General features: G+C 70.2%; 16 protein-coding genes. 9 read left to right on the top strand and 7 right to left on the bottom strand.

Features of this window, described 5'->3' with window-relative positions:
* Positions 1-2 precede the first annotated feature (2 nt).
* Positions 3-2,534, bottom strand: a complete 2,532-nt coding sequence (locus tag NZH93_RS23635) for a polynucleotide kinase-phosphatase (protein ID WP_259625361.1) — start codon at positions 2,532-2,534, stop codon at positions 3-5.
* A complete protein-coding gene (locus NZH93_RS23630) occupies positions 2,534-3,916 on the bottom strand; it encodes a 3' terminal RNA ribose 2'-O-methyltransferase Hen1 (RefSeq protein WP_259625360.1) in 1,383 nt (460 codons plus the stop codon). Before NZH93_RS23630 ends, NZH93_RS23635 begins: the two co-directional genes overlap by 1 nt.
* A gap of 54 nt (positions 3,917-3,970) precedes the next feature.
* On the opposite strand from NZH93_RS23630, the gene NZH93_RS23625 reads away from it, so the two are divergent.
* Both NZH93_RS23625 and abmR read left to right on the top strand, forming a co-directional pair.
* On the top strand, positions 3,971-5,959 hold the full coding sequence (locus NZH93_RS23625; RefSeq protein WP_259625359.1) for a thioredoxin domain-containing protein: 1,989 nt from the start codon (positions 3,971-3,973) through the stop codon (positions 5,957-5,959).
* A gap of 73 nt (positions 5,960-6,032) precedes the next feature.
* Positions 6,033-6,599, top strand: a complete 567-nt coding sequence (abmR, locus tag NZH93_RS23620) for an ATP-binding transcription factor AbmR (RefSeq protein ID WP_259625358.1) — start codon at positions 6,033-6,035, stop codon at positions 6,597-6,599.
* Between the two features lie 230 nt (positions 6,600-6,829).
* Here abmR and trhA read toward each other — a convergent pair whose 3' ends face one another.
* Entirely contained in the window at positions 6,830-7,459 is a 630-nt protein-coding gene (trhA, locus tag NZH93_RS23615) for a PAQR family membrane homeostasis protein TrhA (protein ID WP_259625460.1), read from the bottom strand.
* A gap of 161 nt (positions 7,460-7,620) precedes the next feature.
* Here trhA and NZH93_RS23610 point away from each other — a divergent pair, with 161 nt between their 5' ends.
* Complete coding sequence (locus NZH93_RS23610) at positions 7,621-8,400, top strand: isoprenyl transferase (RefSeq protein WP_259625357.1); 780 nt, start codon at positions 7,621-7,623, stop codon at positions 8,398-8,400.
* 305 nt (positions 8,401-8,705) lie between these two features.
* Here NZH93_RS23610 and NZH93_RS23605 read toward each other — a convergent pair whose 3' ends face one another.
* Positions 8,706-8,945, bottom strand: coding sequence for a hypothetical protein (locus tag NZH93_RS23605; RefSeq protein ID WP_259625356.1), 240 nt, complete (start codon positions 8,943-8,945; stop codon positions 8,706-8,708).
* A gap of 729 nt (positions 8,946-9,674) precedes the next feature.
* On the opposite strand from NZH93_RS23605, the gene NZH93_RS23600 reads away from it, so the two are divergent.
* Both NZH93_RS23600 and NZH93_RS23595 read left to right on the top strand, forming a co-directional pair.
* The gene (locus NZH93_RS23600) at positions 9,675-10,028 is read left to right on the top strand and encodes a hypothetical protein (protein WP_259625355.1); all 354 of its coding nucleotides are present in this window, start codon (positions 9,675-9,677) and stop codon (positions 10,026-10,028) included.
* Positions 10,029-10,954: 926 nt separating this feature from the next.
* Positions 10,955-11,311 carry a hypothetical protein gene (locus NZH93_RS23595; protein ID WP_259625354.1) on the top strand — a complete coding sequence of 119 codons (357 nt, stop codon included), beginning with the start codon at positions 10,955-10,957 and terminating at the stop codon, positions 11,309-11,311.
* 449 nt (positions 11,312-11,760) lie between these two features.
* Here the strand turns inward: NZH93_RS23595 and NZH93_RS23590 are convergent, their stop codons facing one another.
* Positions 11,761-12,456 carry a hypothetical protein gene (locus tag NZH93_RS23590; protein ID WP_259625466.1) on the bottom strand — a complete coding sequence of 232 codons (696 nt, stop codon included), beginning with the start codon at positions 12,454-12,456 and terminating at the stop codon, positions 11,761-11,763.
* 426 nt (positions 12,457-12,882) lie between these two features.
* Here NZH93_RS23590 and NZH93_RS23585 point away from each other — a divergent pair, with 426 nt between their 5' ends.
* The 4 genes from NZH93_RS23585 to phoH2 all read left to right on the top strand — a co-directional run bounded on the left by NZH93_RS23585 (position 12,883) and on the right by phoH2 (position 17,520).
* A complete protein-coding gene (locus NZH93_RS23585) occupies positions 12,883-13,272 on the top strand; it encodes a hypothetical protein (protein ID WP_259625353.1) in 390 nt (129 codons plus the stop codon).
* A 211-nt stretch (positions 13,273-13,483) separates the two neighbouring features.
* Positions 13,484-14,446 carry a lysyl oxidase family protein gene (locus NZH93_RS23580; protein WP_259625352.1) on the top strand — a complete coding sequence of 321 codons (963 nt, stop codon included), beginning with the start codon at positions 13,484-13,486 and terminating at the stop codon, positions 14,444-14,446.
* An 86-nt stretch (positions 14,447-14,532) separates the two neighbouring features.
* Positions 14,533-15,771, top strand: a complete 1,239-nt coding sequence (locus NZH93_RS23575) for a DUF885 domain-containing protein (protein WP_259625351.1) — start codon at positions 14,533-14,535, stop codon at positions 15,769-15,771.
* A gap of 492 nt (positions 15,772-16,263) precedes the next feature.
* Positions 16,264-17,520, top strand: coding sequence for an RNA 5'-3' helicase PhoH2 (gene phoH2, locus NZH93_RS23570; protein ID WP_372506770.1), 1,257 nt, complete (start codon positions 16,264-16,266; stop codon positions 17,518-17,520).
* 54 nt (positions 17,521-17,574) lie between these two features.
* Here phoH2 and NZH93_RS23565 read toward each other — a convergent pair whose 3' ends face one another.
* Both NZH93_RS23565 and NZH93_RS23560 read right to left on the bottom strand, forming a co-directional pair.
* Positions 17,575-17,919: a hypothetical protein gene (locus NZH93_RS23565; RefSeq protein ID WP_259625350.1), complete on the bottom strand. Its 345-nt coding sequence runs from the start codon at positions 17,917-17,919 to the stop codon at positions 17,575-17,577.
* A 96-nt stretch (positions 17,920-18,015) separates the two neighbouring features.
* Positions 18,016-18,963 (bottom strand): hypothetical protein, encoded by a 948-nt coding sequence (locus tag NZH93_RS23560; protein WP_259625349.1) that lies wholly within the window; start codon positions 18,961-18,963, stop codon positions 18,016-18,018.

Below are 18,963 nucleotides of genomic sequence, written 5' to 3'. Positions count from 1 at the left end.
GTTCACAGGCGCGGGTCCACCGGTTCCGATTCGAGGGCCAGTACGGCGAACACGCACTCGTGCACGCGCCACAGCGGGTCACCCGCCGCGACGCGCCGCAGCCCTTCCAGGCCGAGCGCGTACTCGCGGAGAGCCAGCGAACGCTTGCCGCCCAACGACCTCTTGCGCAGCCGGTCCAGGTTCGCGGTCTCCGTGTAGTCCGGACCGTAGATGATCCGCAGGTATTCCCGGCCGCGGACCTTCACACCGGGCTGCACGAGCCCGCGCGGCCCGCGCACGAGGTTGGCCAGCGGTTTCACCACCATGCCCTCGCCGCCCGCCGCGGTCAGGTCCTCCCACCACCCCGTGCCCGCCGCGACCGACCGCTCGTCGCCGGTGTCGACGAGCAGGTTCCGCGTGACGGTGATCAGGTCCGGGTCGGCGTCGCGCAGCCGGGCCGCGATCCCGAGGTGCCACTGGTGGTCCCGGTCCTCGAACGTCCTGCCCTCGCTCGCGAGGAGCTGGAACGGCGCCAGCCTGATGCCCGCGAGCCCGTCGGTGTCCCAGACGTACCGGCGGTAGGCCTCGCGGTACGCGACGCCGTTCGCCGCCCGTGCCGTCGTGCGCGCCAGCAGGTCCCCGACGTCGATCCCGCGCGCGGCGGCGGCCGTCAACGCGTCGACGGCCTGCGGCAGGGCCGTGTTCGCCGCCGCCCCGATCGACGCGAAGTGCTCGCGGATCAACCCGCCCGCCTTGGCGCTCCACGGCAGCAGCTCGGCGTCGAGCAGCAGCCAGCCGGTGTCCAGTTCCGCCCACAGCCCGGCCGCCGTCACGGCCGCCCGCACGCGGTCCAGGAACGCCTCGCCCAGCCCGTCCGGGAAGAACGCCCGCCCGGTGCGGGTGTGCACGGCCCCGCCGCCTTCGACGCCGAACCGCGCCAGGCCGACACCGGGGTCGCGGCACACCAGCACGACGGCCCGCGACCCCATGTGCTTCTCCTCGCACAGCACCTGCCCGACGCCCGCGCCGCGGAACCCGGCGAACGCCTCGGCCGGGTGCTCCAGCACGTCGTCGCGCGCCGAGGTCGCGGTCGGCGCCATCGTCGGCGGCAGGTACGCGAGCCAGCGCGGGTCGATCGCGAACCGGCTCATCACCTCCAGCGCGGCGGCCGACTGCTCGGCGCGGACGCTGATCCGCCCGTGGTGCGCGGTCTCGATCGACCGGTTCCCGGTGACGTCGCCCAGGTTCAGCACCCGCGCGTCACGGGTGGGCGCGGCGTCGACGAGCGGCCGCACCGGCTCGTACCAGACCTGGTGCGCGGCAACGGAGACCAGTTCCTTCTCCGGGTAGCGCAACGCGGTCAGCTCGCCGCCGAACACGACCCCGGTGTCCAGGCACAGGGTTCCGTTGACCCACTCCGCCTTCGGTACCGGCGTGTGCCCGTAGAGGACCATCGCCTTGCCGCGGTAGTCGTTGGCCCACGGGTAGCGGACGGGCAGGCCGAACTCGTCCGTCTCGCCGGTCGTGTCGCCGTACAGCGCGAAGCTGCGGACGCGTCCGGACGCGCGGCCGTGGAAGTTCTCCGGCAGCCCGGCGTGCGCGAGCACCAGCGCGCCGCCGTCCAGCACGTAGTGCGACACGAGGTCGTAGCAGAACGCCTCGACGTCCCGGCGGAACTCCTCCGACTCCCCGGCGAGCTGCGCCAGCGACTCGCCCAACCCGTGCGCCACCGTGACCTTCTTGCCGCGCAACGCCTGCACGAGCTTGTGCTCGTGGTTGCCGCTCACCGCGAACGCGTGCCCGGACCGGACCATGCCCATCACCAGCCGCAGCACGCCGGGTGTGTCCGGGCCGCGGTCGACCAGGTCGCCGACGAACGCCGCCCGCCTGCCCTCCGGGTGCGCGGCGTCGACCGCTCGGCCCTCGGCGTCGCGGGTGATCGCGTACCCCAGCTCGCCCAGCAGCTCCTCCAGTTCGGCGCGGCAGCCGTGCACGTCGCCGACCACGTCGAACGGCCCGGTCTCGTGCCGCAGGTCGTTCAGCATCCGCTCGTAGGTGAAGGTCGCCGCGTCCACTTCGGACTGGCCGCGCAGCACGTGCACCTTGCGGAAGCCCTCCTTCTTCAGGTGCCGCAACGACTTCCGCAGGTCCGCCTGGTGCCGCAGCACCACGTGCGCGCCGAAGTCGCGGTCCGGTCGGGCCGCGTTCCGCGCCACGCAGACGTCCTCCGGCAGGTCCAGCACGACGGCGACCGGCAGCACGTTGTGCTCCCGCGCCAACGCGACCAGCCGCGCCCGCACGTGCTGCTGGACGTTCGTCGCGTCGATCACCGTGACCCGGCCCGCGGCCAGCCGCTTGCCCGCCACGTGGTGCAGCACGTCGAACGCGTCACCGGACGCCGACTGGTCGTTCTCGTCGTCCGCGACGAGACCGCGGAAGAAGTCGCTGGACAGCACCTGCGTCGGCCGGAAGTGCCTGGCGGCGAACGTGGACTTGCCCGAGCCGGACGCGCCAATCAGCACGACCAGCGACAGGTCGGGGATGGCCAGTTCCATCAGGCTTCCTGCTTCCTCGTGAACACGGCGAGCTGGGTGGGGGAGCCGAGCGCGGGGTCCTCCGGTCCGACGGGGAGGTGGACGATGGCGTAGCCGTACCGCGAACCGACACCGCCCGCCCACTCCCGGAACTGGGCCCTTGTCCACTCGAACCGGTGGTCGGGGTGCCGGAAAGCGTTGGGGGCCAACGATTCGAACAGCACGTTGTACTCGGAGTTCGGCGTGGTCACGACGACCGCGCCCGGCCGCGCGGCCTCGAAGACGGCCTGCTCCAGCGCGGGCAGCCGGTCCTCCTCGAGGTGCTCGACGACCTCCATCAGCACGGCGGCGTCGTACCCGGCCAGCTCGGCGTCGGCGTAGGTCAACGACGACTGCCGCAGCGCGATCCGTTCGCGCGCCCGGTCCGACAGGGTGTCCAGGTGCAGCCGCCGCTCGGCGACGGCCAGCGCCCGCGACGACACGTCGACCCCCAGGACCTCGGTGAACGAGGGCTCGCGCACCAGGTCGCGCAGCAGCGCGCCCTCACCGCACCCGAGGTCCAGCACCCGCCGCGCCCCGGACCCCTTCAGCGCGGCCAGCACGGCGGCCCGTCGCTGCCCGGCCAGCGACGGCGGCGCGGCCACGGGCCCGTCGAGCGCGTTGTCCAGCGCCTCCTCCGGCACGTCGTCGGCCTCGGCGAGCCGCTCCAGCGCCGAGCGCGCCAGCGGACGGCTGCGGCCCAGGTACCGCCGGGTGATCAGCTCCCGCTCGGGGTGCGCGGCCAGCCAGCCCTCCCCGGCGCGCAGGAGCTTGTCGACCTCGTCCTGGTCGATCCAGTAGTGCTTGGACCCGTCCAGCACCGGCAGCAGCACGTAGAGCTGCTTCAACGCGTCCGCCAGCCGCAGCTCACCGGTCAGGACCAGGGTCACGTACCGCGAGTCGCCCCACGACGGCTCCGCCGGGTCCAGCGGCACGGCGGTCGAGTCCACCGCCCACCCGAGCGGTTCGAACAGGGCGGCGGGCAGTGCCGCGTCGGGAGACCCCAGCGCGGGCACCTCGACGCGCAGCGGGATGGCCGTGGCGGCCAGCTCCGGCCGGGCGTCGCACCGCCCGTTCATGGCCGTCCGGAACACCGAACCCAGTGCCACGGCCAACAACGAGCCCGCCACGTACGGCCGGTCGTTGACGTACTGCGTGAGGCTGCTCGCCCGCCCGCGCACTAGGCCGACCGGGTCGACCTCGAGCAGCAGCGCGGCCGTGCACGCCGCCTCGTCCGCGCGCGGGTAGAACACGTGCGCGGTGCCGGACGGGGCGGGGAAGGACTGGGCCCTGCCCGGATGCTTGTGCAGCAGGAAACCGAGGTCGGTCGCGGGTCGGTGGGTGGTCGTCATGGTCAGCAGCACCCGGTGAGTCTGACCGACCGACGACCGGGGCGCGGGCGAATTACTGTGGACGGCATGACGAACCGGCTCGCGTCTTCCACCAGCCCGTACCTCCTCCAGCACGCCGACAACCCGGTGCACTGGCAGCCGTGGTCGGCGGAGGCGTTCGAGGAGGCGAAGCGGCGGAACGTGCCGGTGCTGCTGTCGATCGGCTACGCGGCCTGCCACTGGTGCCACGTGATGGCGCACGAGTCGTTCGAGGACGAGACCACCGCCGCGTACCTGAACGAGCACTTCGTGAGCGTCAAGGTGGACCGCGAGGAGCGGCCGGACGTGGACGCGGTGTACATGGAGGTCACGCAGGCCATGACCGGCCACGGCGGCTGGCCCATGACGTGCTTCCTCACGCCCGACGCGGAGCCGTTCTACGCGGGCACCTACTTCCCACCCCAGCCGCGACCCGGCTCGCCGTCGTTCGGGCAGGTGCTGGAGTCGATCGCGGCGGCGTGGCGGGACCAGGGCGACGAGGTGCGCGAGTCGGCCGCGGCGATCGTCGCCGAGTTGGCGCAGCGGGGCGGTCCGCTCCAGCCGTCCACAATGGATGCCGACGCCCTGTCCGGCGCGGTGGTGTCCCTGCTGGGCGAGTACGACCGCAAGCGCGGCGGGTTCGGCAACGCGCCGAAGTTCCCGCCGTCCATGGTGGTGGAGTTCCTGCTGCGCCACCACGAGCGCACCGGGTCGGTCGAGGCGCTGTCGATGGCCCGCGCCACCTGTGACGCGATGGCCGCGGGAGGCCTGTACGACCAGCTCGGCGGCGGGTTCGCGCGGTACTCCGTCGACGCCTCCTGGGTCGTGCCGCACTTCGAGAAGATGCTGTACGACAACGGTTTGCTGCTCCGCGCGTACACCCACCTCAGCCGCCGCGACGACAACCCGCGCTACCGCGAGGTCGTCCGCGACACCGCCGAGTTCCTGCTCCGCGACCTGACCACCCCGCAGGGCGCGTTCGCCGCGTCGCTGGACGCCGACACCAACGGCGAGGAGGGCCTCACGTACGTGTGGACGCCCGCCCAGCTCGTCGAGGTGCTGGGGCTGGAGGACGGCGTCTGGGCGGCGGGGGTCTTCGCCGTGACCGACGAGGGGAGCTTCGAGCACGGCACGTCCACGCTGCGGCTGCTCGACCCGGTCAGCGGTGAGCGCTGGGACCGGGTGCGCGCGGCGCTGCTCGAGTCCCGCGCGAAGCGCCCGCAGCCCGGCCTTGACGACAAGGTCGTGACGGCGTGGAACGGCCTGGCCATCTCGGCGCTGGCCGAGGCGGGCGCCCTGTTCGACGAACCCCGCTGGGTCGACGCCGCCGCCCGCGCCGCCGACCACCTGCTGGCCGTGCACCTGGTCGACGGCAGGCTGCTGCGCACGTCCCGCGCCGGCGTGGCGGGCACCGCGGCGGGTGTGCTGGAGGACTACGGCTGCCTGGCCGACGGCCTGCTGGCGCTGCACCAGGTCACCGCCGACGTGCGCTGGCTGGACACGGCGTGCGGCCTGCTCGACAAGGCGCTCGTCCACTTCGCGAACCTGGAGGCCCCCGGCGCGTTCCACGACACCGCCGACGACGCCGAGGCGCTGGTCAGCCGCCCGGCCGACCCGACGGACAACGCCAGCCCGGCAGGCGCCTCCTCGCTGGCCGCCGCGCTGGTGACCGCGTCGGCGCTGGGCGCGGACCGGGCCGCCCTGTACCGGACGGCCGGGGAGCACGCCGTCGCCCGCGCGGGTCTGCTGGCGGCCAGGGCACCGAGGTTCGCCGGCCACTGGCTGAGCGTCGCCGAGGCCCTGCACGCGGGTCCGGTCCAGGTCGCCCTGGTCGGCGCGTCCCCCGCGCTGGTGGCCGCCGCTCGCCAGGGCGTCCACGGCGGCGGTGTCGTCGTCGCGGGCGACCCGGACTCCGTGCCGCTCCTGGCCGAGCGCCCGCTGGTCGACGGCGGCCCGGCCGCGTACGTGTGCCGCGGCTACGTGTGCGACCGCCCGGTGACCTCGGTGGACGACCTGGCGGAGGCGCTCCGCCGATAGCGAACGCCCTCGACTTCCACCGTTGCGGGCGTAGCGTCGTAATCAAGTAATCGACGTTACGAGAGGGGTCGACATGGGACGCGGATGGGGCCCCGGACGGGGCAGGGGCGGTTGGCAGCAGGCGGACCTGCCGTCGGCGGACGACGCCGCCGCGTGGTTCACCGGACGACTGCCCGACGGCTGGTTCACCAGCGCGCCGGACGTCGTGGTCGACCGCGAGGAGATCCTCGTGGTCGGCACGCTGCCCGACCTGGAGGGCGAGTTCGCCGACGACGCGGAGCGCTCCGCGGCCGAGTCGGGCCGGATCAGCCGGTACCGCGAGCAGACCAGGGACGAGCGCATCGAGATCGCCAGGCAGGCCGAGCACCGCTACGGCCGCAAGGTCGCCTGGGGCGCCAGGCTGGGCGGCACCGAGGAGCTGTTCACCACGCTGTCCGTGCCGGTCATGACCAGGCTCAGGCAGCCGGAGCGCAAGGTGCTCGACACGCTCGTGGCAGCAGGCGTCGCCCGGTCCCGCTCGGAAGCACTGGCCTGGGCCGTGCGCCTGGTCGGCGAACACGCCGACACGTGGCTGGGCGACCTGCGGGAAGCGATGTCGAAGGTCGACGACCTCCGAGCCCAAGGCCCGGATCTGGGCTGACGGATCAACCTGGAAGTGGCGTTCACCAGTGTGAACGTCACTTCCAGGACCTCAAGCAATGCTCAAGTGAACACCCGGAACCGCGTGGTCTGGTTCACACTCGAACCGTGGGGCCAGGGGGATGGGGAAGCGCCGCTGGCCGGTCTGGGGGCCGGTCAGCGGCAGCGCCCACGCGTGACGGCCTGGAGACGGCCTGATCGTGGGAATCGGCGGTCCCCAGGCCTCTGACCTCAGCCGGAGTAGATCGCGAACCAGATGGCGATGTAGTGGCAGAGGGCGGCGACGACGGTGGCCGCGTGGAAGACCTCGTGGAAGCCGAAGACCCCTGGCCAGGGGTTGGGCCAGCGGATGCCGTAGAACACGCCGCCGACGGTGTAGAGCAGGCCGCCGACGATCACCAGGACCAGGGCCGCGATGCCCGCGTGGTGCATGATGTCCGGCAGCACGAAGACGGCCACCCAGCCGAGGGCGATGTACATCGGCACGCCGACCCACTTCGGGGCGTGCGGCCAGGCCAGTTTGAGGACGACGCCGCTGACGGCGCCGATCCAGACCACGGCCAGAACCACGTTGCCCGTGTCCGGCGGCATCGCGAGCAGCGCGAACGGCGTGTAGGTGCCCGCGATGAACACGAAGATCATCGAGTGGTCCAGGCGCTTCATCCACGTCCGCGCCTTGACGCTGACCCAGTCGACCCGGTGGTACAGCGCGCTGATCCCGAACAGGCCGAGGACCGTCGCGCCGTAGATGGACGTCGCCAGCGCGGCCTTCCCCGAGACCGTCGCGGCGGCCAGTGCGATGAGCGTGGCTCCGGTGGCGAGGGAGATGTAGAAGGACCAGACGTGCAGCCACCCGCGCATCCGGGGCCGCAGCGCCGGAACAGGCTGGCGGGCGTGCGTCGTTGAGGTCACCTCCCCGAGGTTACGGCACCGTAGGTTGTGCCGCAGTGGTCGTGCGGTGAACTTCACGCGTCCGCATCGGGCGCTCGTGACCCGGCTCACGCGGCGTAGGCTCTTCGGTCGTGGGGCTCCTCAAGCAAGTCAGGGACGTCATGTCCCGTGTCTACGAGTACCGGCTGAACAAGTGGCTCGTCGACAAGCAGCGTCCGCGCCACGTCGGTGTCGTGCTGGACGGGAACCGCCGGTGGGCCAAGGAGGCGGGGTTCACCGACGTGGCCCACGGCCACCGGGTGGGCGCGCGCAAGATCCTGGACCTGCTCGGGTGGTGCACGGACACGAACGTCGAGGTCGTGACGCTCTGGCTCTTGTCGACGGACAACCTGGACCGTCCCATCGAGGAACTGGGTCCGCTGCTCGACATCATCGCGGACATCGTGGACGAGCTGGCCGAGCCGGAGAACCCGTGGCGCGTCCGGCACGTCGGCGCGCTGGACATGCTGCCGACGGAGACCGCCGCCCGGCTGTCCGCCGCCGCGCTGCGCACGAGGGGCCGCACAGGTCTCGAGGTCAACGTCGCGGTCGGCTACGGCGGCAGGCAGGAGATCGCGGACGCGGTCCGGAAGCTGCTCCAGCAGCACGTGGAGACCGGCGGCACGATCGAGGAGCTGGCCGAGGTCCTGGACGTCGACCACATCGCCGAGCACCTCTACACGTCCGGCCAGCCCGACCCCGACCTGCTCATCAGGACGTCGGGGGAGCAGCGGCTGTCCGGTTTCATGCTGTGGCAGTCGGCGCACTCGGAGTTCTGGTTCTGCGAGGCGTACTGGCCCGCGTTCCGCCGCACGGACTTCCTGCGCGCCCTGCGCGACTACGCGATTCGGCACCGCCGCTTCGGCTCTTGACCCCGTTCGGTCGAATTCGGTTTCCACGCCGTTGTGGATGAATTCGCGGGGCGTGATGTTTGCGAACACGTCTTTCGGGTAAGTGGGGAAATCGCCGCCATCCGGAAATGCGGATCGGCGACGGCGGGGGAGAAGCGAGTCGAATCGGACTGGTAGCGTGTGAAGCCCTTGAGGCCCCTGGAGGTTGAAGCTCCAGGGGCCTCAAGGGCTCGTGCCTTGCCGAGGCGATCACGTCACGGCGGCATCGACCCCACGGGTGGGGCGCCGCGGACGGCGGCCGGACGCGCGATCACGTGCTGAGGTCGTCAGAGGAGCCCGTAGAGCAGGCCCGACAGCACGCCGTGGTGGTGCCAGCCGTAGCCGCCGTGGCCCCAGTCCCAGCCGTCGTCCACGTTGCTGTAGACCACGTGCGACGAGGCGCCGTGCGGCCCCGCCGTGCTGGTGGACTCGTAGTACGTGGCGTCGCGGGACGTGTCCGTGTCGGCGGACGCGACCCCGCTCACCGCCAGGGCCAGAGGAATGGACAGGGCACCCGCAACGATCATGCGATTGATCCTGCGCATCAGGGACAACCTCCAAGATTGGGAGCGAGAACTACATTTCGAAAGATACTGGTCCCCGGCTGAATTGCTTCCCCAGTCACCACATCGTGTGATCGCGGGTAATTCATCGACGGTTGTGGCCGTTAAGTTTCGTTTTGGTGGCACTGTGTGTGACCGCGGGGGTTCGCATCACCTGAGTGGGGGTCGCGCTTGGTGATCAGTGCTGGTGGGGATATTCGGCCGTCAGGCGCGTGATTCGTTACTTGTCGAGGAGAAGCAACGGGGGCAAGGGTGAATTTCGCCCATTTGCTTCAGATTTCGACGGCTGACGCCGTTTTCTTCTCCCCTGGTTCGTCGGGAGGGGCGTTCCCGGCACCGCTGGTCCACGACGGCGGCGCGCGACGGGCTTCAGCCGTCCCTCCGTGCGGTCCACCGGCTTCGTGAACGGAAGTCGCGTCCGCCGCCGTCATTCGTCCAGGTGAACTGCCGTTCCGCGAGGGCCCGTCGCGTTCGTGCCCGCCGTTGTCGATCTTCCAACGTCAAGGGGCCTGGCCCGCCGCGGGGGAGGACCTGTCACGGCACTCCCGTGTGACCTGCGTCATAGCGTTTCGCTGTGCGGGTCCGGCGGGCACCGGCAGCATGAAAAAGGGCGTCGACATCGCCGCCGGTGCTCCGGTCGGCCGGATGTCCTTGCCGCACAAGAAGGTTCGCTCAACACCCAAGGAGTCAGCTTTGAAGATCTCCCTCCGCCGTGCCGCCGCGGTCTGCGCGTTGGCCATGCCGCTCGCCCTCGGCACCAGTGGCATCGCCATGGCCGACGCCTACGACGCCTTCGACGCCACGGCGGGTCCCCACGGCGCGGTGGCGGACGTCGTCCACGCCGGGACCGGCTACGGCCACGGCGGCTACCACGGCGCGTTCTTCGAGGACCACTCCGTCGCGGGTCCGGACGGGGCGAGCAGCGAGTGGACGTTCGCCACGGTGGGCGACGACGGCGAGGTCACCTACGTCACCGTCCTGGACACGGCCGGACCCGACGGCGCCTCGTCGTCGTTCGAGGCGTCCGCCGGTTCCCACGGCTGGTGACCGCGGCCGCGCGGCGCGGTTCGGCCGTGCTGCGCGCAAGATGAGGTGAGACGGCTGGTCGGCCGGGTCAGGGCGGAGACGCCCAGGCCCGGCCGTTCCGGTTTCAGGGGGCGGGTCGGCGCCGCGGGAGATCCCCGAGGCTCTTTCCCTCTGGGTGTCCAACGGGGACGAGGTTCGCGGGTGGGGTCCGCTTCGGATGGCCGCGGCTGTTCTACTGCTGTCGCTCCGGATGCGGTGGTGCGTCGGAGTCGACGGCAGGGCAAGCTTCGGCTTTCAGCCGGCGGCTGGGGCAGCTTCGGGTGGTCGCCGCAGTTTTCTGCTGTCACCTCGGGTGTCGTGGTGCGCCCGGATTCGTCGGCGGGGCAAGTCTCGGTCTTCCAGCGGTGGGTGGGGTCCGCTTCGGATGGTCGCCGCTGTCCTCTTCCTGTCGCGTCGGATGCCGTGGTGCGCCCGGAGTCGTTGCCGGGGCGCCGGGATCTCCCGTCGACGGACCGCCGGTCCACGGTCTCGCGCCTCCTCTTCCTGTCGTGCCGTGCTTCCCGGGGCGTTCTCGGCGTCCAAGGGCGCGGCCCGGAATCGGGCTTTCATCGCGTTCAGGTAACGGCCAGGCGTACTGATCTGCCAATTCTGCTACGGAGCATTGTCCCGTCAGTCGTTGTCGCACCCCTGAGTCACCCGAATAGGTGGCCAAATAATCACTGTACGAGCAGGGGCTACACGATGGTGTCACCGAGTGGATTTGTCCCTGGGCGGCATGTATGTTCGTCCCACGGCAATCGTATCGCTTTGTTGCGGTTCGATTCCTTGGACAGGTTGCCATTTAGTAAGGTCGCTGTTCGGGGTTCGGTGGGTGATCCTAAGTTGTGGATTAACTCAAGCGATTGCCCTATGAGTCGGTAATCTAGATTTCCTTTGGGGAGTTCTCCGTGTTGAAGAAGTTCGGTACGGTGGCCCTGGCCACCGCAGCAGGTCTGATGGCGCTCGGTGGCGCGGCTTCCGCGTCTCCCGTTGTGGGCAACGTCGACAGCGTCGACCACAGCGATTTCGGTCAGGTCGGACTGCTCAACCTGAACAACACCGACGTGCTGCACAACGTCAACGCCGTGATCGGCGTTTGCGACAACAACATCAACGTGCTCGGCGTGCAGGTGCCGGTCGAGGATGTTGCCAACGGCCTCAACGTGCCGGTGCTCTCGCCGGGCCACAGCCAGGCTGTCAGCGCGTCCCCCGACGTGTGCGCCTCGGGCGGCATCATCGACGGTGGGACCGGTCAGAACAACTGACCTGAAGCAGGCGGCCCCACTCGGGGGGTCGGTGCTTGATGTGGCCACAGGGTTCCTGACGTGGCCTGAAGCGGTGGTGCGTTCCTCGATTCGGGGAGGATCGCGCCGCCGCTTCGTCGTTTCCGCACATGTTCTGAGCTGAGCTGACCGGGTGGGGCGCGACCACGTCGCGGTGAGTCCCACGGGGTCGGCGCCAGTGGTCGACCGGTGTCCCGCGCGCGGCCGTCGGTTCTCGGGTGGGTGCTGCCCCGGCCGACGGGTGCCTCGCGCGGATCGGCTTGGGGATTCCGCGACCAGCCCGCAATTGATGTCCCAATCGAGTGTCACTCTTATGAGGAAAGCTTTCACTCGAACTGGTGGATAAATGCCTACTTCGCTACGGCATTCGGGTTCAACTGCAATTCTCATCGCATGCCTGCTGGGAAACTGCGTACAATGCTCAGGTTTGTTCAACTGCTGAGTGCCGTTCTGGCGATCATCGTCATCGGCTCCACAACCGGATTCGCCGAGTCGTCCAGCGAGCAGCCGATCTCCTCGGTCAGCGAGCGGGGCGGCGACCGCTGCGACCCGCAAGCGTCGTGGCCGCTCGGTTGCCGCGGCGGGGACTGGCAGCCCGAACCCCCCGCCCACACGCCCCCGGAGTGCCCCCCGGCGCATTCGGCGGGTCGCGGCGAGCCGGAGTGCCACCCGGAGTGCCCCCCGGAAGGCCGCGGGGAGCCGGAGTGCCCTCCCACCACGACGACCACCCCGGTCACGACGACGACGTGGACCACGACCACCACGCCCGTCACGACCACGACCACCCCGGTCACCACGACCACGCAGGTCACGACCACGACGACGCCGGTCACCACGACCACTCCGGTGACCACGACGACCACCCCGGTGACCACGACGACCACCCCGGTCACGACCACCACCACCCCGGTCACGACCACCTCGACGTCGTCCAGCACGACCAGCACGACCGGCTCGACGACCACGACGACCCCCGGCACCGCGACGACCACCACGGTCAGGGGCGGCCACTGGCGGGGTGACGCGAACACCCCCGCGCCCGGTGAGCTCGCGTACACGGGCACGTCCAGCGGCTGGCTGGCCCTCTCGGGCCTGCTGCTGCTCCTGGGCGGCAGCGCGGTGCTCATGATGGTGCGGGGTCGTCGCCGCGCCTGATGGTTCCGCTGGTCACGGGGTTGGCGGGAACTCCGGTTCCCGCCGACCCCGTCCTTATTCTTCCTGTCGACGCCGTGTCGATTCCGCTCCTATTCAGCGGACGTCGTCGTGGCGGATTCCTCCACTAGCGCGTTCCGGCCCCGTTTGTCGAATTCGGGTGGATAGCAGAACTGGTGTATGCGACCTCCGGATCGGATCCTTGTTCCCGCCTACATCGAGCTTCACTCGAACAGGTGGTACACGATCGGGGCTATCGAGTGGAATGTGGACCAAGGGGCCTGTAGGTTCGCCATCACGGCTTGTCCCCGGCAGCCGTTTCTTCGAGTCATGACGGCCATCGTGTTAGTCGTTGGCCTGAACTGATCATTCGTGAACCAACCACTTAAGGATCTATTCCAGTGCTGAAGAAGATGGTGTCCGTTGCTGCCGCGACCGCGGCCGGCATGGTCATGCTCGGTGGAATGGCGTCGGCGACGACCGGTGCCCCGGCCGACCACCACCACCACGACGACGTGGTCGGCAACGACCAGAGCGTGGACCAGAGCGACTTCGCCCAGGTGGGCCTCGTCAACCTGAACAACACCCAGGCGCTCCAGAACGTCAACGCCGTTGTCGGCGCGTGCGACAACAACATCAACGTGCTCGGCGTGCAGGTGCCGATCGAGGACGTCGCGAACGGCATCGACGTGCCGGTCCTGTCGCCCGGCTCGAACGAGGCCGACAGCGTCTCCCCCGACATCTGCGGCTCCGGCGGCATCGTCAGCGGCGGCACCGGCCAGAGCAACTAGTTTCGGCCTGAGCGGCCGCCGGTCAGCCGGTGGCGGTTGAGCCGAAGTTGTTGCAGGGCTTGAACGTCCGTGGTGCGGGACCTGATCACCGGGTCCCGCACCACATCTGTTCGCGGGGGTTCCACGGCCTCGGAGCCGTCGGTGGAACTCCGGAGAAGTGACCGCAGGTGGTCCACCTGCGACAGGGGAGCCAGTCGAGGAAGCGGAGCGGATGTTGTTGACCAGCAAGCGCAAGCGGGGTGTGGTCGCCCTGCTGGTGGTGGCGGCACTGATCACGACTCCCGCCGCGCAGGCGGACGACAGCCGGATGCTGCCGGACCTGCGCCAGGCGCCCGTGGGGTGCCCCGGCGGGTTCAGCGGTGATCCGGTCACGTGCCGCGACTGGGACGTGTGCATGGTCGTGGACGCGAACAACCCCGGCGGCGCGTGCGAGACCTTCGGTCCGGCCAAGGCCGTGCGGCTCCGGTTCACCAGCTCGGAGGACAACATCGGCGACGGGCCGCTGCTGATCTTCGGCCACCGCGACAGCGCCGACCAGCCCACGATGTCGGTGCGCCAGGGGTTCCAGACCAGGGGCTCGGACGTCCTGCCCGCCTCCTTCGGCGCCGCGCAGCACGCCACCACGAACTCGATGTACTACGAGCCCGCCAAGACCCACGAGCACTGGCACCTGATGGGCTTCGAGCGCTTCCAGCTCCGCGGCACCGGCGGTGACACCCTGGTCGTCGACCGCAAGAACGGGTTCTGCCTCGGCGACCGGTACCGGACCCACGACGCGGCGAGCCTGCCCAACACGCCGAACGGGGACGCGGGCCCCACCGGCGCGCTGGCCGTCTACCTGCGCGGCAACATGTGCAAGCACCACGAGCCCCGAGCGCTGGACGTCACCGAGGGCATCTCGGTCGGCAGCGGCGACGACTACCGCCGCGACGTGGACTTCCAGTGGCTCGACATCACCGGCGTCCCGTCGGGGACCTACGACGTGGTCAACACGGTCAACGACGACCGCACGCTGGTCGAGAAGAGCTACGACAACAACACGTCGTCGATCGCCGTGTCCATCCAGTGGCCCGGCGGGGCGGCGAACGCCCCCTTGTTGATCACCAAGCCCCCGAAGGTCACCCTGCTCCGGAGCTGCCCCGGCCAAGCCCGGTGCGCGGCCCTGCCCCGGTGACCGGTCGCGTTCGGCGGTCCGCGTCCCCCGGTTCCCGAACATGCGGATTGTCCAGTTCAAGCACGTCCTCCTAGGCTCTCGGCCTCATGGACGTCAACCAGTTGGTGCGCGAGTACCAGGTGCTCGGGCTGAGACTCGGCCGCCTGTCGCCGGGCCTCGTGGACTCCTTCACCGGAGACCAGGGCCTGCGTCGCCAGGTGGACAACGAGCCGATGCCGCACCCGGCCGCGCTGGCGGCCCAGGCCGGTCTGCTGCGCCGGGAACTGGTCGGGAGCGACCTCGTGGAGGCCCGCCGCCGTTTCCTCGACGCGCACCTGGTCGCGCTGGAGTGCGGCGCGCGCAAGCTGGCGGGCGTCCGGATCGGCTACGTGGACGAGGTGGCCGCGTACTTCCAGGTCCGGATCCGACCGGGCAACGTGGACGGCTACCGCGCCGCGCACGCCCAGCTCGACGACCTGCTGCCGGGGCCGGGAACGCTGGCCTACCGGCTCTCGGAGTTCCGCGCGCTCGACGAGGTGCCGCTCAAGCGGCTGGAGGGCGCCGTGCACGCCCTGTCCAGCGCCCTGCGCGACCTGGCCCGTGAACGGTTCGGGCTGCCGGACGGCGAGGTCGTCGAGTACCGGATCGTGCGCGACAAGCCGTGGAGCGGCTTCAACTACTACCTCGGCGGGCTCAGGTCGATCGTGGCGATCAACGCCGACCTCGGGCACCGCATGTCGAACCTGCCGCACCTGGTCGCGCACGAGTCGTATCCCGGCCACCACACCGAGCACTGCCGCAAGGACGTGGGCCTGGTGGGCCGCAGGGGGTTCGCCGAGCAGTCGATCTTCCTGATCAACACCCCGCAGTGCCTGATGGCCGAGGGCATGGCGGACCTCGGCCTGCACGCGCTGGTCGGCCGCGGCTGGGGCGCGTGGACCGAGGACACCCTGCGCGACCTCGGCCTGCGGATGGAGGGGCCGCTGGCGGAACGGGTCGAGATGGCCACGTCCGGTCTCGCCGCGGTCCGCCAGGACGCCGCCCTGATGCTGCACGACCAGCGCGCCGACGAGGCCGACGTGGTCGCGTACCTGTGCCGTTGGCTGCTGGTCCCGGAGCGCCGGGCGCGGCAGATGGTGCGCTTCCTGGCCGATCCGCTGTGGCGCGCGTACACGACCACCTACGTCGAGGGGGTGCGCCTCGTGCGGGCCTACTTGGACGCCAGGGCGCCGGGCGTGTCGCTTGCGGACAGATACCTGACCGTCCTCGATGAACCTCTGGTTCCGGAGATGTTGCGGGAAGAAGTCGCGACGGCGGTGTCCTGGTTGCCCCGTGACTCCGCGTGATCGTGGGGCTGATGTGACAGAACGTGCGCTGAGCTGCGCGAACGCCACGTGCGCTGGGCCAAGTGGAGTCCGTTTCGGCCGCCTGATGACCCACCGCGCCGGTGGATGACCGTTCAGCGAGCTGGAGAGGAATTTACGAATCACCTGTGTGGCTCCCTGCACAGGGAGCACTTTCGCAGGTAACTTTCGAACTGGCGGGACGCGACCACTGCGGACCGCGCAGGGAGGCCCTGATCGTGGCAGTGAGCGCGAGGGGGCCGGCACCCGGCCCTCGCGGTCGGCTCGCCTGAACTCAGGCGGTCCGATCGATCGGGGTTGGTGCCTGGCCCAGCGAGGAACGGACGCGGGTGCCGCGTTCGTGAGGGAGTTGCCGTGAACGCACGACGACCCGCGAGCCGTTCCTCAGGCTCACCGCGCACTACTTCTCCGGACAGCGACACGCCCACCACCCGCACGTTCGTGGTGGACACGTCCGTCCTCCTCTCCGACCCGATGGCGACCACGAGGTTCGCGGAGCACGAGGTCGTGCTCCCGCTCGTGGTGATCAGCGAGCTGGAGGGGAAGCGGAACCACCCCGAACTGGGCTGGTTCGCCCGAGAAGCGCTGCGACTGCTCGACGACCTCCGTTTGCGGCATGGTCGCCTGGACTCCCCGGTGCCGATTGGCGATGTCGGTGGAACCCTGCACGTCGAGCTCAACCACACCGATCCGGAGGTGTTGCCCGCCGGTTTCCGCACCGACTCCAACGACGCCCGCATCCTCGCGTGCGCGCTGAACCTGGCTGCCGAGGGACGTTCCGTCACCCTGGTCACCAAGGACATGCCGCTGCGCGTCAAGGCGGGTGCCTGCGGCCTCGCCGCGGACGAGTACCGAGCTCACGACGTCACCCTCTCCGGCTACAACGGCATGTCGGACGTGGACGTCGACCAGGACGTCGTGGACGCGCTCTTCCGGGACAGCACCATCGACCCGGCGCTGCACGACCTGGCCGACGTGGCGGAGCTGCCCTGCCACAGCGGGCTGCGCCTGCTCGCGGGGTCGTCGAGCGCACTGGCCCGCGTGACACCGGACAAGCAGATCAGGCTGGTCAGGGGTGATCGCGAGGCGTTCGGCGTGCACGGCCGGTCCGCCGAGCAGCGGATCGCCCTCGACCTGCTGCTGGACCCCGAAGTCGGCATCGTCTCGCTGGGCGGACGAGCCGGAACGGGCAAGTCGGCACTCGCGCTGTGCGCGGGCCTGGAAGCGGTGATGGAGCGCAGGCACCACCGCAAGGTCGTGGTGTTCCGGCCGCTCTACGCCGTCGGCGGTCAGGACCTGGGCTACCTGCCCGGTTCCGAGAGCGAGAAGATGCAGCCCTGGGCGCAGGCGGTGTTCGACACCCTCGGCGCGCTGGTCAGCCAGGACGTGGTCGAGGAGGTCATGGACCGCGGGATGCTGGAGGTCCTGCCGCTGACCCACATCCGCGGCCGGTCGCTGCACGACTCGTACGTGATCGTCGACGAGGCGCAGTCGTTGGAGCGCAACGTCCTGCTGACCGTGCTGTCGAGGCTGGGCACGAACTCGCGGGTGGTCCTCACCCACGACGTGGCGCAGCGCGACAACCTGCGCGTCGGCAGGCACGACGGCGTCGCCGCGGTGATCGAGAAGCTCAAGGGGCACCCGCTGTTCGCCCACGTCACGCTGACCCGCTCGGAGCGGTCGCCGATCGCCGCGCTGGTCACCGAGATGCTGGAGGACTACTCGAGCTGATGATCCGACGGCGGAGGGGGCGTCCACCGGGGTGGGCGCCCCCTCCGCCGTTCGTCAGCCGCCGAGTTCGTGCTCGACCGTGGTGACCAGGTCCGGGTCCAGGGACGACTTGCCCGAGTCCAGCAGCCACTGCTCGAGGTCCCGGTTCGGGTCCGTCCCGTACGTGGTCGTCCCGCCATCCGCCCTCCGCACGAGTCCGCGCTGGACGGTGACGACCTCGTCACCCGTCCGGACGACGAACCCCCGGTAGCCCAGGTTGTTCGCCACCTGCCCGGAGGCCGTCCCCGCCAGCGCGTCGAGCCTCTCCCGGAACGCGGTCGCCTCCGCGTCCGGCAGCGTCCACGTCGGGTTCGGCCTCCCGGAGAAGATGTCGAGTTCGACCACCGTTTTCCCCGACACGGTCTTGTCCTCTCCGGAAGGCGTCGAAGCGCAAGCCGAAGCGAGGAGCACGAGCAATGCTCCGGCTATGAATCGGCGCGCGTCTATTGCATTCTCCTATGCCACCAGTGCGGTGCTGTTGTTCTGGTAGAAGTAGCCGCAGAAATTGGTGTAGTTGCCGCGGCAGATGTTGTTCGGCGCGTATCCCGTGCCGTTCTCCTGGTAGATCGCGTGGCCGCAGTCGTCGGTGTACTTCGCGGGCGTTCCGCCCGGCTTGTGGCCCCACCACCAGTTCGGGCCGCCGGTCACGAGGCGGTAGAAGTGGTAGTCGACGTTGGGCCAGATCACCATCGCGATCGTCAGGCCGTTCGTCTGGCAGCCGTCCTGCCACCCGTCCGCGCGCAGCCCGTCGGTGCAGCCGCCGCACGTGATGGACGTCGCGGGCCGCCCGCCGCGCTTGCCCGGCAGCGCGTAGCGCACACCCGCCAGGTGGTTGCTGGCGAAGCAGTAGCAGTTGTTGCGCGTCACGTTCTCCGGCCGGTTGAACAGGTCGGCGTTGGCGCTGAAGTAGTTCGACCCGCAGGCCCACCAGGTCGCGCCCCTGGTGGAGACCCCTTCACCACCCCCGTTCGGGGTGTCGGGGTCCTCGTTGTCCTGCTGCTCGCGACCGCCGAACCCGGTCGCGGGCTGCGCCGGGTCGACGACCAGGTTGTCGATCCGCGCGATCCCCTCCGCCGCGGCCTCGCGCAGCACGTCGGTCACCCCGCTGTCGCGGTAGCTCTCCGCCGTGCCGAGCAGCCACTCGGCGGCGGGCTCCGTCGCGGGCCTGCTGCCCACGCGGAACTCCTGCGGCAGCGTGAGCGACCGTTGTTCGCCGTCCGTCTTGACGGTCCTGACGAGAAGGCCGCGGTAGCCGAGGCTGAACTGCTCCTCGGCGGTCGCGGCGGGTGAGAGCTGTGCGGGATCGGCGGCGATTCGGTCGACCAGTTCCCGCTCGTGCTCCCCGGAAAGGATCCAGGTCGGGTTGGGCATTCCCGATAAGATGTCGAGTTCGACTTCCAGCAT

The sequence above is a fragment of the Umezawaea endophytica genome (assembly GCF_025061645.1).
Taxonomy (GTDB): domain Bacteria; phylum Actinomycetota; class Actinomycetes; order Mycobacteriales; family Pseudonocardiaceae; genus Umezawaea; species Umezawaea endophytica.
The sequence above is the reverse complement of the archived record's forward strand: the minus strand, read 5'-3'. Positions and strand labels throughout refer to the sequence as shown.

Coding starts and splice junctions, on each gene's coding strand:
- trhA (WP_259625460.1), bottom strand. CDS start 7,459: ATGCGCGGGTGGCTGCACGTCTGGTCCTTCTACATCTCCCTCGCCACC.
- phoH2 (WP_372506770.1), top strand. CDS start 16,264: ATGGCGACCACGAGGTTCGCGGAGCACGAGGTCGTGCTCCCGCTCGTG.
- NZH93_RS23635 (WP_259625361.1), bottom strand. CDS start 2,534: ATGGAACTGGCCATCCCCGACCTGTCGCTGGTCGTGCTGATTGGCGCG.
- NZH93_RS23580 (WP_259625352.1), top strand. CDS start 13,484: ATGTTGTTGACCAGCAAGCGCAAGCGGGGTGTGGTCGCCCTGCTGGTG.
- NZH93_RS23560 (WP_259625349.1), bottom strand. CDS start 18,963: ATGCTGGAAGTCGAACTCGACATCTTATCGGGAATGCCCAACCCGACC.
- NZH93_RS23625 (WP_259625359.1), top strand. CDS start 3,971: ATGACGAACCGGCTCGCGTCTTCCACCAGCCCGTACCTCCTCCAGCAC.
- NZH93_RS23575 (WP_259625351.1), top strand. CDS start 14,533: ATGGACGTCAACCAGTTGGTGCGCGAGTACCAGGTGCTCGGGCTGAGA.
- NZH93_RS23605 (WP_259625356.1), bottom strand. CDS start 8,945: ATGATCGTTGCGGGTGCCCTGTCCATTCCTCTGGCCCTGGCGGTGAGC.
- abmR (WP_259625358.1), top strand. CDS start 6,033: ATGGGACGCGGATGGGGCCCCGGACGGGGCAGGGGCGGTTGGCAGCAG.
- NZH93_RS23590 (WP_259625466.1), bottom strand. CDS start 12,456: ATGAGCACCGCGCTGCCGCCCAGGAGCAGCAGCAGGCCCGAGAGGGCC.